General features: G+C 54.1%; 12 protein-coding genes. 10 read left to right on the top strand and 2 right to left on the bottom strand.

From position 1 onward, the window contains the following. Window positions 1-86 precede the first annotated feature (86 nt). The 9 genes from IEW12_RS01040 (at window position 87) to IEW12_RS01080 (ending at window position 11,835) form a co-directional block, all read left to right on the top strand. Window positions 87-1,616, top strand: a complete 1,530-nt coding sequence (locus IEW12_RS01040; RefSeq protein WP_188564147.1) for a sensor histidine kinase — start codon at window positions 87-89, stop codon at window positions 1,614-1,616. Between the two features lie 230 nt (window positions 1,617-1,846). After that, window positions 1,847-2,641 carry a thymidylate synthase gene (locus IEW12_RS01045; RefSeq protein WP_188564148.1) on the top strand — a complete coding sequence of 265 codons (795 nt, stop codon included), beginning with the start codon at window positions 1,847-1,849 and terminating at the stop codon, window positions 2,639-2,641. Between the two features lie 122 nt (window positions 2,642-2,763). Next, complete coding sequence (locus IEW12_RS01050) at window positions 2,764-3,246, top strand: dihydrofolate reductase (RefSeq protein WP_188564149.1); 483 nt, start codon at window positions 2,764-2,766, stop codon at window positions 3,244-3,246. 73 nt (window positions 3,247-3,319) lie between these two features. Beyond that, window positions 3,320-3,889 (top strand): DUF4337 domain-containing protein, encoded by a 570-nt coding sequence (locus IEW12_RS01055; protein ID WP_188564150.1) that lies wholly within the window; start codon window positions 3,320-3,322, stop codon window positions 3,887-3,889. Window positions 3,890-3,913: 24 nt separating this feature from the next. Continuing rightward, window positions 3,914-4,675, top strand: a complete 762-nt coding sequence (locus IEW12_RS01060) for a MipA/OmpV family protein (protein WP_188564151.1) — start codon at window positions 3,914-3,916, stop codon at window positions 4,673-4,675. 324 nt (window positions 4,676-4,999) lie between these two features. Beyond that, window positions 5,000-7,270 carry an arginine/lysine/ornithine decarboxylase gene (locus IEW12_RS01065; RefSeq protein WP_188564152.1) on the top strand — a complete coding sequence of 757 codons (2,271 nt, stop codon included), beginning with the start codon at window positions 5,000-5,002 and terminating at the stop codon, window positions 7,268-7,270. A 192-nt stretch (window positions 7,271-7,462) separates the two neighbouring features. Beyond that, a complete protein-coding gene (locus tag IEW12_RS01070; RefSeq protein WP_188564153.1) occupies window positions 7,463-8,359 on the top strand; it encodes a flagellar brake protein in 897 nt (298 codons plus the stop codon). 298 nt (window positions 8,360-8,657) lie between these two features. Then, window positions 8,658-10,379, top strand: coding sequence for a DUF1800 domain-containing protein (locus IEW12_RS01075; protein ID WP_188564154.1), 1,722 nt, complete (start codon window positions 8,658-8,660; stop codon window positions 10,377-10,379). A gap of 13 nt (window positions 10,380-10,392) precedes the next feature. Next, window positions 10,393-11,835, top strand: a complete 1,443-nt coding sequence (locus IEW12_RS01080; protein ID WP_188564155.1) for a DUF1501 domain-containing protein — start codon at window positions 10,393-10,395, stop codon at window positions 11,833-11,835. A 15-nt stretch (window positions 11,836-11,850) separates the two neighbouring features. On the opposite strand, the gene IEW12_RS01085 is transcribed toward IEW12_RS01080, so the two are convergent. Then, window positions 11,851-12,792, bottom strand: a complete 942-nt coding sequence (locus tag IEW12_RS01085; RefSeq protein WP_229750843.1) for a glutaminase — start codon at window positions 12,790-12,792, stop codon at window positions 11,851-11,853. A gap of 206 nt (window positions 12,793-12,998) precedes the next feature. Here IEW12_RS01085 and IEW12_RS01090 point away from each other — a divergent pair, with 206 nt between their 5' ends. Further along, a complete protein-coding gene (locus tag IEW12_RS01090; protein ID WP_188564156.1) occupies window positions 12,999-14,261 on the top strand; it encodes a D-amino acid dehydrogenase in 1,263 nt (420 codons plus the stop codon). A 90-nt stretch (window positions 14,262-14,351) separates the two neighbouring features. Here the strand turns inward: IEW12_RS01090 and dcd are convergent, their stop codons facing one another. Then, window positions 14,352-14,918 carry a dCTP deaminase gene (gene dcd / locus IEW12_RS01095; protein ID WP_188564157.1) on the bottom strand — a complete coding sequence of 189 codons (567 nt, stop codon included), beginning with the start codon at window positions 14,916-14,918 and terminating at the stop codon, window positions 14,352-14,354. Window positions 14,919-14,997: the final 79 nt, after the last annotated feature.

The following is a 14,997-nucleotide window of genomic DNA, read 5'->3' on the forward strand; positions in this document are numbered from 1 at the left end:
TTGCAATGCAGTTTCGACATCTCTTATCTGCTATCCGCAGTCGAATTACACTTAGGTCGGCGATTATCTCGGCGGTTTGCGTAGGATTGATTTTTCCATCCGCTATCCTCATCCCTTTCCATCTGCGTACGATTGAAGATGCCGCCCGCTTGCGCATGGCGGAAGATCATAAGCGCCTTGCGGATATTCTCGCGGTTATTCTTAGCGAACCCTTGTGGCAGATCACGCCGGAGATCGCCAATGTTTCCAGCGAAGTGGTGTATTCCGATGAGCGCGTAGCAAAAATCGAAGTCATCACGCTGCCGGATCACAAGAACTTCATTACCAACGACAAGCGCATGGCGACCCAGACCGGGCCGTTCAAAACCTTGTCGCATGAAATCAAGCACGGCGAGCAGATCATAGGCGAAGTCAAGCTGACGATGGCCGAAGACCTGTTGCTGGAAAGCCTGCGCTCCGATCGTAACCGCTATGCAATCACCGCGGCCCTGTCATTGATCATGGCCATCGTATTCATCCTGCTGGTGCTGCAGTGGCGGCTGGTCCAGCCTATCCGCGTGCTGATGAGCGAATCGGACCGGCTGGCTAACGGCGAGCTTGGCGAGCCTATCGCTTTGAACCGCGAAGACGAGCTAGGGCACCTCGCGCTCAGCCTGGAGGCTACAAGGCAGGCTCTGCAACGTTCTTTCTCTGATCTTGAAGTGAAAAACCAGCAATTGCTGGAGTATTCCGGCACCCTGGAGTCCAAGGTCAAGCTGCGCACCCAGGAGCTGGAAAACGCCAACCTGAATCTGGAATCCGCGCTCGCCAACGTGAACAGCGCCCAGAATGAACTGGCGCGCGTGGAGCGCATGGCAGCATTGGGCTCCATGGTGGCCGGCGTTGCACATGAGCTGAATACACCGCTGGGCAACTGCCTATTGGTGGCCAGTACGCTGGAAGAAGAAACCAAGAATTTGCTGACGCTGCTGGAAAATGGCGGAATGCGCCGCTCCGACCTGAGCCGCTACGCGGCCACTGCCGCAGAATCGACCAAGCTGCTATTGCGCGGCTTGCAGCAATCTGCGCGCCTGGTCGGCGACTTCAAGCAGGTGGCAGTGGATCAGTCTAGTGCTCAGCGCCGCCAATTCACACTGCTGGTGATGTTGCAGGAACTGGCTGCCCTGCTCCACTCCAGCTTGCGCAAAACGCCATTCACGCTGGAGCTGGATATTCCAGCCAATATCGAACTCGATAGCTATCCGGGCCCCTTGGGCCAGGTATTCACTAATCTGGTTAACAATGCAGTTGCGCACGGATTGGATGGACGTAACGAGGGCCACATGCGCTGCTTTGCCCAGCAACAGGGCGATCATGTGCTGATTGTGTTTGAAGATAACGGCAAGGGTATACCGCCGGAAATTATCAACCGGATATTTGAACCCTTCTTCACCACCAAGTTTGGTCAGGGTGGTAGCGGCCTGGGCCTGAGTATTACATTCAATATCATCAGCAATGTGCTTGGTGGGGAAATCAGGGTTTCCAGCGTAATCGGCCAGGGATCCCGTTTTGAAATCAGCATTCCGTTGAAAGCGCCGGGCAGCCAGGAATCCGGAAACCCGCTGCTGAGCCATTAGTAAGTTATTGATGAAATTGCAATGCCCAGACAAGCATCAGTCTTGCCTGGGGATCACAAAGGCTGGGCGTGTCAAAATTGAGACATGCCTGACAGTATCCTGAAAATTTTGCGTGCTTTATCAGTGCCTGCGCCGTACATCCTCCCGTTCTGTATCCCAATATTGCATTGCTGACACCCTTGCCCACCCCGTCTGGGGTACAATCTGGGTAAACCAATTTCATTTTCGCCATGCAACAATATCTCGATTTCATGCGCCATGTTCAACAGCATGGCACGCAAAAAACTGACCGCACAGGGACTGGAACCTTGTCGGTATTCGGCTATCAGATGCGTTTTGATTTGAGCCAGGGCTTTCCCGCTCTGACCACCAAAAAACTGCATATGAAGTCCATCATCCATGAGTTGATCTGGTTTCTGGCCGGCTCAACCAATATCAAATATCTGAAAGATAATGGCGTTTCCATCTGGGATGAGTGGGCGGACGAGAATGGTGAGCTGGGGCCGGTTTACGGTTCGCAGTGGCGTAACTGGCCGGCGCCGAACGGCGAGCATATCGACCAGATCAGCCAGTTGATACAACAGATCAAGAGCAATCCGGACTCGCGCCGCCTGATCGTTTCAGCCTGGAACGTAGCGGATATTCCGCAAATGAAATTGCCGCCTTGCCATGCGTTTTTCCAGTTTTATGTAGCTGACGGCAAACTGTCTTGTCAGTTGTACCAGAGAAGTGCGGATATCTTCCTCGGCGTTCCTTTTAATATTGCATCGTATGCGCTGCTGACGCACATGGTGGCCCAGCAGACCGGTCTTGAGGTTGGTGATTTTATCTGGACGGGTGGCGATTGCCATCTATACTCCAATCATATGGAGCAAGTCCAGGAGCAATTGTCGCGTACGCCTTTTGCGCCACCCAAGCTGCTCATCAAGCGTAAGCCGGATTCGATTTTTGATTATAAATTTGAAGATTTTGAGATCACGGATTATCAATTCCATCCGCATATAAAAGCACCTGTTGCTGTTTAATTGGATGGATCTTTTGGCAACATCAGTCTCTGAATAGCTTGTCTGTCGTCATCATGTAAAGCTGGGCAAAACTGGTGGCATTTGTCGCAAAGCGACGCTAGCATTGTTTCACCGTCATCACTATGTCATTACTTACAATTATTGTTGCAACAGATAGCAATATGGGAATCGGTATCAATAATTCCCTGCCGTGGAAGCTGTCGGAAGATATGGCGCACTTTAAAAGTACGACATCCGGCCATCCTATTATCATGGGCAGGAAGACTTTCGATTCAATAGGAAGACCGCTGCCCAAGCGGCGCAATATTGTTATTTCGCGCAACCCTGAATGGCAGCATGAAGGCGTGGAATGCGTGCATTCGCTGGAAGATGCTTGCAAGCTGGTCGCCGGAGAAGAAGCGTTTGTCATCGGTGGCACCCAGATTTACCAGCAGGCCCTGCCCTTGTCCAGCAAGTTGATCGTAACGGAAATTCATAGCCGCTTTAATTGCGATGCTTTTTTCCCGAAAATCTCTGCTGAAGAATGGACGGAAGTCAGCCGGGACGCGCGGCAATCAGAGCAAAACGATTTTACCTATGCGTTTGTAACTTATCAGCGCGTTTAAGGTCATAAGCTGGCAGTAAGCGAGCAAATAAACAAGTAAAAATAAATCAAAAATTGAAGGAATAGAGGAATATATGTCTGAATCAGGTTTCCACGTACACGGCCCTCATGACCATGAACTGGAGCACGCAGCCCACGGTAACGATGATTTCGCCAGCAGGATCGCGGTAATGACAGCGATCATGGCGACCGTAGGCGCATTGTTTGGCTTCCAGGGCGGTGCCACGCAAAATGATGCAGCCATGTTCAAGAATGATGCCGCTATCCGGAAAACCGAGGCATCAGACCAGTGGAATTACTATCAGGCTAAATCCAATAAACAGAATCTGGCTGAGTTGGCGATGACATTGCCGGGTGTTGATGCTGGCAAGTACAAGGCAGATCTGGAACGCTATAAATCGGAAAAAGAAGTCATCAAGAAGAAAGCGGAATCTTTAGAGGCGGAGTCGGCAGAATTTGAGCACAAATCGGAAGCCGCACTGCACCAGCATCATCGCTGGGCGCAGGCCACAACAGCCTTGCAAATTGCGATCTCGCTGGCGGCGATCACCTTGCTGACAAGGAAGAAGTGGCTGCAAATTGGTTCATACGGAGTAGCAGGTTTGGGGGTAGTGCTGGCAGCGCTGGCTTGGCTGCACATCTGACAAGATCGACAAGAGGTATAAAAAATGAAAAAAATACTCTGTTCTTCCCTGTGCTCAGTTCTCTTACTCGGCGTTTTTTCTGCGCATGCGCAGACGTCGGATTTTGCCCAGTTCCTGGCGCCGAACTACGTGGTAAAAAACACAGACTATTCGCTGGGCGCTGCGATTCCCGGTTTTTCACGCAATAATGCGCAGGATGAGCGCCGACCGACTGGCTATCTGGCGTTTTCCGGCTTCGGCTACAATTTTTCCAAAGACGCCGGCATCCAGTATGGTTTGCAATTGAGCGCGGAGACGGTCCGTGATCTGTCGCGCCCTATCCGCTCGCACGGAGTGCTGGATAGCGATACAACGCTGGAGTCCGGTGCTTTTTTCAACTATGTACCCAGCCCCAACTATGCCCTGGTGTCATCAGTGCGTTATGGTTCAGGCCTGGACCGTAATGGCGTGCAGTTGAGTCTAGGCGGATTGTTCAACAAATCCCTGGGCCAGAAGCACCAGCTGTCAGCCAGCGTGGGAGCGAATTGGGCCAATTCCAATTACCAACAATCTTATTTCGGCGTGAACGCAGTGCAGTCGGCCAATAGCGGCTACTCCCAGTTCTCGCCATCGGCCGGCTTGACCGATATCCGCCTGGGCGCGGCATGGAACTGGAACATCGACTCCAACTGGTCCCTGACTACCGGCGCATCCTTGAAGCATTTGATGGGCGATGCCGCGCGTAGTCCGTTTGTGTCGGAAAAGAATCCGGTTAGCGTATTTTCTGCTGCGACCTATCGCTTTTAACCGTTTGCCTTGGGTGGCTGGCTATCCTGGCCTCGGGCCTTGGGCTCAGCCTTAACCAGCCCTAAGCCTCAGGGGCTGGCGTTTCTATTTCACTAATTTTCCGCCAATATGGCAGCTAGCGCTGCCCGCAATATGACGAAAACATGAAATTTTCGTCCAAGTGCCGGATTTAGGATTTTTTTTCACATCTTCGCCCCCATATCTGAGAAAATTCGGTCTTTGAATTTTTCGGCGCGCAAGCGGTTGCCATAACCGGGGTTGAATTGGATCCCTTCCCGGTTAACTTGCCCAGGCGTCTCCCCTTCATGTTTTTTGGAGACCTCCATGAAATTCCGCTTCCCCATCGTCATTATTGACGAAGACTTCCGCTCAGAAAATACCTCCGGCCTCGGTATCCGCGCGCTTGCCGACGCGATGGAAAAAGAAGGCATGGAAGTGCTGGGCGTGACCAGCTACGGTGACCTGTCCCAGTTTGCGCAACAGCAGTCGCGCGCATCCGCCTTCATCCTGTCTATCGATGATGAAGAGTTTGGCGACGGCACCGATGAAGAGACCGATTACGCGCTGAAGTCACTGCGCGCCTTTGTCGAAGAAATACGCTACAAGAACTCCGATATCCCTATTTACCTGTATGGCGAGACGCGTACGTCGCGCCATATCCCCAACGATATCCTGCGCGAATTGCACGGCTTCATCCATATGTTCGAGGATACGCCGGAGTTCGTGGCGCGCCACATCATCCGTGAAGCAAAATCCTATCTGGATGGCCTGGCGCCGCCCTTTTTCCGCGCGCTGGTGCATTACGCAAATGACGGTTCTTACTCCTGGCACTGCCCAGGACACTCGGGCGGCGTGGCTTTTCTGAAATCGCCTATCGGCCAGATGTTCCACCAGTTTTTCGGTGAGAACATGCTGCGCGCGGACGTCTGCAATGCGGTAGAAGAACTGGGCCAGTTGCTGGATCATACCGGGCCGGTTGCTGCATCCGAGCGCAATGCGGCGCGCATCTTCAATGCGGATCATTGCTACTTCGTGACCAACGGCACGTCCACATCCAACAAGATGGTCTGGCACTCCACCGTTGCGCCCGGCGATATCGTTGTGGTTGACCGTAACTGCCACAAGTCCATCCTGCACTCCATCATCATGTGCGGCGCTATCCCTGTGTTCCTGATGCCTACCCGTAACCACCTCGGCATCATCGGCCCTATCCCGCTGGAAGAGTTCTCGATGGAGAGCATCCAGAAGAAGATAGAAGCGAATCCCTTCGCACGCCAGGCAAAAAACAAGAAGCCGCGCATCCTGACCATCACGCAATCGACCTATGACGGCGTGGTGTATAACGTCGAGACGCTGAAGGATATGCTGGACGGCGAAATCGATACGCTGCACTTCGATGAAGCCTGGTTGCCGCACGCGACCTTCCATAGCTTCTACAAGGACATGCATGCGATCGGCAAGGACAGGCCGCGCGCGAAGAAGTCGATGATTTTCTCCACGCAGTCCACCCACAAACTGCTGGCCGGTATCTCGCAGGCTTCGCAAATCCTGGTGCGTGAATCCGAGACAGTGCAACTGGACAAGGACAGCTTCAACGAAGCCTACCTGATGCATACGTCCACCTCTCCGCAGTATGCGATTATCGCTTCCTGCGACATTGCTGCGGCGATGATGGAAGCGCCGGGCGGTACCGCGCTGGTAGAGGAATCGATCCTGGAAGCGCTGGACTTCCGCCGCGCGATGCGCAAGATCGATCAGGAGTGGGGCAAGGATTGGTGGTTCCAGGTTTGGGGCCCGGACACCTTTGCCGAAGACGGCATAGGTTCGCGCGAAGACTGGGTTATCCGTGCTGAGGACGACTGGCATGGCTTCGGCAAACTGGCGCCGAATTTCAATATGCTGGACCCGATCAAGGCAACCATCATCACCCCTGGTCTGTCCCTGGAAGGCCAGTTCGGTGAAACCGGTATCCCTGCCTCCATCGTGACCAAGTATCTGGCCGAACATGGCGTTATCGTTGAAAAGGCCGGCCTGTATTCGTTCTTTATCATGTTCACCATCGGCATTACCAAGGGCCGCTGGAATACCTTGCTGACTGCGCTGCAGCAGTTCAAGGACGACTACGACAAGAACCAGCCTATGTGGCGCATCCTGCCTGAATTCGCTGCGGCCAATCCTCGCTATGAAGGCGTGGGCCTGAAGGACCTGTGCCAGGGTATTCACGCGGCCTACAAGTCGCATGACGTGGCCCGCCTGACGACAGAGATGTATCTGTCCGATATGCAGCCAGCGATGAAGCCTTCGGACGCTTTCTCGAAGATGGCGCACAAGGAGATCGAACGTGTTTCCATCGACGAGCTGGAAGGCCGCGTAACGTCCATTCTGCTGACGCCCTACCCGCCAGGCATTCCTTTGCTGATTCCGGGTGAGCGCTTCAACAAGACCATCGTCGACTATCTGAAATTCGTGCGCGATTTCAATGAGAAGTTCCCTGGTTTTGAAACCGACTGCCATGGCCTCGTCAGGAAAGAAGTGGACGGCAAGCGCGGCTATTATGTAGATTGTGTCAAGGTCGGTGCCGAAGTAACGGGATAGTGATACGGTACAAGGCTTGTACCAAAGTCTGCAAAAATGCGCTTGATTCCATCAAGCGCATTTTTTATGTTCGCTAATCGCAACATGATGCGCAACCCCATGTTCTTTTAGCTATATTTTCCATATACTATATGGACGAATATATTTCGAATCTGTAAGCACTCCACCAATAAAAATTAACTCGGGCTTTAGATGGGCGATATTCCAGCATTAACGGCGATTAAACCGACTGACATCAGCGTCGGCAAGGCGCTGCCTTGGCCGGTCTACGATATGCACGGCAATTTGATGTTTGAAGCCGGCATGATCATAGAAAACCAGCACCAACTGGAACGCCTGGTGATTAACGCCTATTGCATGGATTCCCTTTGGAATAGCGTTCCTTCCAGGCAGCCAGAGCCACCACCGCCTCAGGTCGAAGAAAAAGAAGACGACAAACGCGACCAGATGATAGAACTGGATAGCGTGCGCTGGAGCGTCGGCGAAAAATTATTCCTGCAAATGGCGGATAATGCCGCGATGCGTTTTACCGTCAAGATGATCGGTTTCCTCAAAGGCAAATCCATCGTCGTGTCGGCACCGATGATAGACGGCGGCGCGCCCAGGATACGCGACGGCCAGACTTTCATTGTCCGCGCTTTCACCGGCAAGACCGCCTATGCATTTAGCGCATCGGCACTGAAATCGGTGTTCTTCCCCTATTCCTATCTGCACCTGTCTTACCCGGACAAAGTCAGGAGCACCGTGATACGGCATGGCTCGCGCGCGACGGTGAAGATCATCGCGTCGGTGACGATTGGTAATTCCGAACAAACCACGGCCGCTGTGCTGAATGACTTGAGTACCGGCGGTGCATCGGGCGTAATCAAGAAGAATATCGGCGAGCGCGGCGATTCTGGCGTGATCAAGTTCAAGGTGAGAGCTGCAGGCAATGACGAAATCCTGACCTTGAGTTTCATTCTGCGCTCCATTGAGGCGATAGAAAATGAAGACAGCTATCGATATGGTTTTCAATTCAACGACCTGGATGCGCAATCCAGGCTGGTCTTGTCCGCCTTTGTGCATCAGACTCTGGTTGAGGCGGACTAAGTAGGCTGAGCACGCTGCCCATATGACCCTATCGGCCGGCTCGCATGCTGGCCTCATCTCCCTCTTTTTCGCCGCACTGTCATTCTTATACAACAAACGAGGCCGGGCATACCCAGGCCCTTTTTTTGTTTATAGCTGCAGCTCCAGACACAGGATTGCTGTCTCTTGATGGCGACGATTGTCCACATTACATTTGGTCGAGATAGTTACGCAAAGTAACACTTATTGCTTGGCCCAAAAAATTTACGCATGTTACTTTGCGTTACATCATCAAATTCAATTCAGGCAGGGATAAACCATGTTGAAGTCGCTTTCACGGGCATTGCCGTTGGCCTTGCTCACGGTATTACTGGCTTCTTGTGGGGGCGGAGGCTCTGGGGGCGGTACTGCTCCCGTAAGCGGCGGCAGCAATCCCGGTGGCTCCGGAGGTTCAGGTTCCGCCCCTCCTCCTACTGCGGCACAAGCGGCCCGCATGCTGACGCAAGCCAGCTTTGGCCCCACCAGCGGCGATATCAGTGCCCTCAGCGCCAGTTCTTATTCCGCATGGCTGGAGGCGCAATTTACGAAGCCGCAAAAGCTGCACCGCAGCTATATGGACAGCATCAGCGCAACGCTGGCGTCCGGTCAATCGCTTAGCCAGAACAACTTCTTTGAATCCTTCTGGCAGCAGGCGGTAACCGGCGATGACCAATTGCGCCAGCGCGTGACCTTTGCCTTGTCGCAGATTTTTGTGGTGTCCTTCCAGGACAGTACCGTTGCGAATTTTCCGCGTGGAGTCGCCTCGTATTACGACATGCTGGGAGCAAATGCATTCGGTAATTTCCGCGATTTGCTGCAGGCAGTGAGTCTGCACCCCATGATGGGCATCTACCTGACTTCCTTGCATAATCAAAAGGAGTCAGGCTCGCGTATTCCAGACCAGAATTATGCACGGGAAGTGATGCAGCTTTGCACGATAGGCTTATATCAGTTGAATCTGGATGGCAGCGTCAAGCTCGCCAACGGCAAGCCGGTGGAAACCTACAACAATGATGACATCAGCGGCTTGTCCAAGGTCTTCACTGGCTGGAGCTGGGCCGGCGCCGACAAGAGCGATACGCGCTTTTTCGGAGGTAATCCCGATCCGGACCGCGACTGGAAGCCGATGCAGAGTTATCCTAAATATCACTCCACGTCGGCCAAGAGCTTTCTGGGTGTGACTATTGCCGCCCAAGGCTCGGCGGATCCTGAGGCTAGTCTCAAGGTAGCGATGGACACCCTTTACAACCACCCCAATGTCGGTCCTTTCATCGGTAAGCAATTGATACAGCGGCTGGTGACCAGCAACCCCAGCCCGCAGTATGTGGCGCGGGTTGCCGCAGCGTTTAACAACAACGGCCAGAACGTACGCGGTGACATGAAGGCAGTGATCCGCGCGATCCTGCTCGATACCGAAGCCCGCGATGACAGCAGCCTTTCCAGCGCGACCACCGGCAAATTGCGCGAGCCGGTTATCCGCCTGGCCAACTGGATGCGCGCCTTCAATGCCAGCTCCACCTCTACACGTTTCCTGATGGGCAACCTGGACGATCCGCTGAGTGCGCTTGGGCAGACCCCGATGCGTTCTTCTTCTGTCTTCAATTTCTACCGCCCTGGCTATGTGCCGCCAAATACCAGTATTGCAGCGGCAGGCCTGGTGTCGCCGGAAATGCAGATCACGGGAGAGACTACGGTAGTCGGCTACCTGAACTTCATGCGCGATGTGATCCCCAACGGAACTGGCTCCTCGCGTGACGTCAAGCCTGACTACACGGCAGAACTCGCTCTGGCTGCGACGCCGGAACAACTGGTCGACAGGGTCAACCTGTTGCTGATGGCGAGCCAGATGTCTTCGACACTGCGCAGCCAGATACTGGCCGCGGTCAACTCTGTAACGATACCGTCGGGGACAGGAACCAATGTGGATACGGCGCGCAAGAACCGCGTCAGCCTGGCCGTGTTCCTGACCATGGCATCACCCGAATACCTAGCACAGAAATAAAGCGGAGAACCTTATGTCTTCAACACCAAATGCTTCGCGCCGCGAATTCCTGCGCATGGCTTCGGCCCTGTCGGTGGCGGGCACTGCCGCACCCTTTGCCCTCAATCTTGCTGCGATGGGTTCCGCTGCGGCGCAGACTGCTCCGGGTGACTATAAAGCATTGATCTGCCTGTTCATGTTTGGCGCAAATGACCACGCCAATACAGTGCTGGCAACCGATAGCGGCTCATGGAGCCAATACCTGAGCGTGCGTACGACGACCGATGCGGGTTCTATCGCGCTGCCGGCAGTAGGAGCACCGGGAGGCGTCATCCCCATCGTGCCATCGAGCACGCAGGCAGGACGCAGCTTTGCGTTGCACCCAAATATGGTGGAAATGAAGTCGCTGTTTGATGGCGGTCGCGCTGCCATTGTGAGCAATGTCGGTCCTTTGATCATGCCGACCACACTGGCGCAGTACAAGGCAGCCAGCGTGCCATTGCCGCCTAAACTATTCTCACACAACGACCAGCAATCCTTGTGGCAAGCCTATGCGCCGGAAGGCGCAGCATATGGCTGGGGCGGCCGCATGGGCGATCTGCTGGCGGCAAATAACAGCAATCCGATTTTTACAGCGATTTCAGCATCGGGTAATGCGGTATTCCTGGCAGGGAAAACGATTAATCAATATCAGGTCAGCGCATCCGGCGCCGTGCCTATCGGTGGCCTGACCGGTACCTTGTTTGGTTCCAGCAGTGCATCTGGCGCATTCAAATCCATCATCACCGGGGATAGTTCCAATGTTTTCCAGAAGGACTACGCAGCCGTTACTAGCCGCTCCATCAATGCGCAAAGTCTGTTGAGCCCGGCGATGGCGCCGGCCGGTGGATCCGGCGTGCCTAATCCTACCCAATACACCAACCCGAATACCGGTGCGCTGGCAAACAATTCTCTGGCGATACAGCTACAGACAGTGGCGAGGATCATCGCCGGCCGCAGCGCTCTGGGTGCGAAGCGCCAGGTGTTTTTCGTCAGCCTGGGCGGTTTCGATACCCATGACTTCCAGAAAACTGCACAGGCCGATTTGCTGGCGAGGCTGTCGCATGCGATCGCCTATTTTGACGGCGTGGTCGGCAACTTGCAGGGGGCTGATTTGCGCCAACAGGTGACATTGTTCACCGCCTCTGATTTTGGTCGCACCTTTACCAGCAATGGCGACGGCACCGATCACGGCTGGGGTTCGCATCATTTTGTGGTTGGCGGCGCAGTCAAGGGCGGCAATATCTATGGCGATTTCCCGGTAACCGGGCTCAAGCATAATCTGGACGTGGGCTCAGGCAGCTTGCTGCCACAATTCTCGGTGGACCAGTATGGCGCCACGCTGGCCAACTGGTTCGGCCTGAGCGCGACGCAGATCAATGATGTCTTCCCAAACATCGTGAATTTTACGACGCGTAATATCGGCTTCCTGGGGTGATCCCCGTTTGTTCAGTCAGAAGATGGAGCGCGAAGTCAGCGTCGTAAAGCGCTCCAGCGCGTAAGTACCGGCCAGGGAGTTGCCGGTGTGGTCCAGCCCCGGCGACCATACGGCAACGGCCAGCTCTCCTGGCACCAAGGCGAGGATACCGCCGCCCACACCGCTCTTGGCTGGCAATCCCACGCGATAGGCAAAGTCCCCTGCCGCATCATAGGTGCCGCAGGTCAGCATCAGCGCATTCAGGCGCTTGGCAGAGCTGGCATCCAGTATCTGGGCCCCACTCCAGGGTATGGTGCCGTGCTGTGCCAGGAAGCCGCCAGCTTTGGCAAGTTCAGCGCAGGTCATCGTGATGGAGCATTGGCGGCAGTAGCTGTCTATGACCGTTTTCACCGGGTTGTGCAGATTGCCGAAGTCTTTCATTAGATGGGCGATTGCATAATTGCGATGGGCGGTCTCCCGCTCGGATTGCGCCACTGCCAGATCAAAATCAATGCAGTTCTCATCCGCGATCAGGCGTGCAAATTGCAATACGGCGATATCCGACTGCACAAAGCGCGACGACAGGATGTCCGTCATGACCAGCGCGCCCGCATTGATGAAGGGATTGCGCGGCTTGCCCTTCTCATATTCCAGCTGCACAAGTGAGTTGAAGGGATTGCCTGAAGGCTCACGCCCTACCCTGTGCCAGATGCTGTCGCCTTCGCGCGAGAAAGCGAGGGCGAGCGCAAACAGCTTGGTCACGCTTTGCAGTGAAAATTTTTGATGCGCATCCCCGATGGCAAAAGTCTGGCCGTCCAGGCAATATACAGCCATGCCGAAGTGGTAGCCCGATACTCTTGATAATTGCGGGATATAGCTGGCGACTTTTCCTTGCGATAGCAAGGGCTGTACCTCGGCACAGATGGTTTCCAGGATTGCCGCATAGTCGGGTGTTGCCTGCATATCGGTGGTCGTCATAGATTTGTCGCGGATAAGAAAGCAGTGCTTAATGCAAAGAATGCAAAGAATGCATGAAAAATCGAATCGCCAGCTTAGCTTAGAAGTGCTTCATTGCAAAGCAAAGCCATAACTTATGTAGGCTTGCGGTATGCCAATTTGGCATGGGACATTTTTGCTGCAGTTGCGTAAGATAGGAATGGTAATTTTTCAACCAGAAAACACTCATGCATATCTGTGTACTAGGCGCTGGGGTCATAGGCGTTACTACTGCCCATCAATTACTGCAAGTCGGCCATCAGGTGACATTGATCGAAGCACAGGCTGAGCCAGGGCGGATGACCAGCTACGGCAACGGCGCGCAGCTCAGCTATTCCTATGTAGCGCCTTTGGCTGATCCTTCGGTATGGAGCAAATGGCCCTATTACCTGTTCAGCTCGGAATCTCCGCTGACCCTGAAGCCACGGCTGGATCCGGCCCAATGGAGCTGGCTGATCAAGTTCCTGGCTGCCAGCAATGTACAGCAGGTCAAGCGTACGACGATAGACCTGCTGCAACTGGCTTTTTTCAGCAGGGACAAACTGGCGCAACTGCAATCGGTAAAACCACTGGAATTTTCCTATGAGACCTCCGGCAAGCTGGTGATGTTTACCGACAAGGCAGCACTGGAGTCCGCCCGCAAGCAAGTAGAGTTTCAGGCGCAATATGGTTGCCAGCAAGAAGTCATAGACGCCAAGCGCTGCATGGAGTTAGAACCGGCACTTGCCGCATCGAAGCGTCAATGGGCCGGCGGTGTATACACGGCCAGCGAAGAGGCAGGAGATTGCGCGCAGTTTTGCTCGCAATTGCTGGAAACAATGAAGCCGTCGCCAGAATTCCGTTTTTTACCTGGTTCGCACGTCAGCGAAGTGAACATAAAGGATCATCGCTTGCAGGCTGTCAGCATAGGCAAGGAAAGCATAGAGGCAGATAGCTTCGTGCTGGCGATGGGTGTAGATAGCACAGCGTTTGCGCATAAGCTGGGCTTTACGCTGCCGGTCTATCCACTGAAGGGCTATAGCATTACGGTACCGCTTGCTGAAGATGTTGGAGATGCAGCGCCAAAAGTGTCGATTACCGATTTGTCGCGCAAGATCGTGTATGCCCGACTGGGAAATCGCCTGCGCGTCGCTGGACGCGTGGAAATCCTGGGCATGGATCGCAGCATACCGCAGCGTGCCGTGGATGAACTGGTCAACGGTACCAGGGAACTCTTCCCGGGCTGTGGCGAGCTGTCTGACAGTGGCAGCCTGTCACCGTGGGCAGGTTTCCGTCCGGCCACGCCTACCGGTCTGCCTATCATAGGCAAATCGCCGGTCTCGAATGTGTTCCTGAATGTGGGCCATGGTGCGCTGGGCTGGACCCTGGCTTGCGGTAGTGCTGCATTGCTGGCAGAAATGATTGCAGGCAGGCCAACCAGTATCAATTCCCAGGCATATAGCTATCAGTAGCTGTAAAGGCCAGCGTGTAGCGGTAATGCCCTGGCCGCAGATAAGACTTTTGCCAGGCCCGGGAGCGCATCCCGCACCTGGCTGATGAAACTAGGCCTTGGGCAAGGTTACGCCGTGTTGACCCTGGTATTTGCCGCCCCTGTCCTTGTACGAGGTTTCGCATATCTCGTCGCTCTCAAAGAACAATACCTGGGCACAGCCCTCACCTGCATAAATTTTTGCCGGCAATGGCGTTGTGTTGGAAAATTCCAATGTCACATAGCCTTCCCACTCGGGTTCAAAAGGCGTCACATTGACGATGATGCCGCAACGGGCATACGTTGATTTACCCAGGCAGATCGTCAATACGCTACGCGGAATACGGAAATATTCCATCGTGCGCGCCAGCGCGAAGGAGTTTGGCGGGATGATGCAGACATCGCCCTTGAAGTCGACGAAGGATTTTTCATCGAAATTTTTCGGGTCAACGATGGTGCTGTTGATATTGGTAAAAATCTTGAACTCATCGGCGCAGCGGATATCGTATCCATAAGAAGAAGTGCCGTAGCTGACTATTTTATGTCCGTCCTGCTCGCGTACCTGCCCTGGTTCAAACGGTTCTATCATGCCGTGCTGCTCCGCCATGCGGCGTATCCATTTGTCTGCTTTGATGCTCATAGGTATTTACTCGATTGGTATTGCGAAGAGAGATGCAGTTTGCAAGGCACGAGGATGGTGCCAAAAACTGATTTTGGGT

Origin of the sequence: Parundibacterium terreum, from assembly GCF_014636315.1 — a bacterium.
GTDB lineage: Bacteria > Pseudomonadota > Gammaproteobacteria > Burkholderiales > Burkholderiaceae_D > Undibacterium > Undibacterium terreum.

Excerpts from the sequence above, each read along its gene's own strand:
- IEW12_RS01050 (WP_188564149.1), top strand. The coding sequence starts at position 2,764 with ATGTCATTACTTACAATTATTGTTGCAACAGATAGCAATATGGGAATC.
- IEW12_RS01060 (WP_188564151.1), top strand. The coding sequence starts at position 3,914 with ATGAAAAAAATACTCTGTTCTTCCCTGTGCTCAGTTCTCTTACTCGGC.
- IEW12_RS01085 (WP_229750843.1), bottom strand. The coding sequence starts at position 12,792 with ATGACGACCACCGATATGCAGGCAACACCCGACTATGCGGCAATCCTG.
- IEW12_RS01045 (WP_188564148.1), top strand. The coding sequence starts at position 1,847 with ATGCAACAATATCTCGATTTCATGCGCCATGTTCAACAGCATGGCACG.
- IEW12_RS01080 (WP_188564155.1), top strand. The coding sequence starts at position 10,393 with ATGTCTTCAACACCAAATGCTTCGCGCCGCGAATTCCTGCGCATGGCT.
- IEW12_RS01065 (WP_188564152.1), top strand. The coding sequence starts at position 5,000 with ATGAAATTCCGCTTCCCCATCGTCATTATTGACGAAGACTTCCGCTCA.
- dcd (WP_188564157.1), bottom strand. The coding sequence starts at position 14,918 with ATGAGCATCAAAGCAGACAAATGGATACGCCGCATGGCGGAGCAGCAC.
- IEW12_RS01055 (WP_188564150.1), top strand. The coding sequence starts at position 3,320 with ATGTCTGAATCAGGTTTCCACGTACACGGCCCTCATGACCATGAACTG.
- IEW12_RS01090 (WP_188564156.1), top strand. The coding sequence starts at position 12,999 with ATGCATATCTGTGTACTAGGCGCTGGGGTCATAGGCGTTACTACTGCC.
- IEW12_RS01075 (WP_188564154.1), top strand. The coding sequence starts at position 8,658 with ATGTTGAAGTCGCTTTCACGGGCATTGCCGTTGGCCTTGCTCACGGTA.
- IEW12_RS01070 (WP_188564153.1), top strand. The coding sequence starts at position 7,463 with ATGGGCGATATTCCAGCATTAACGGCGATTAAACCGACTGACATCAGC.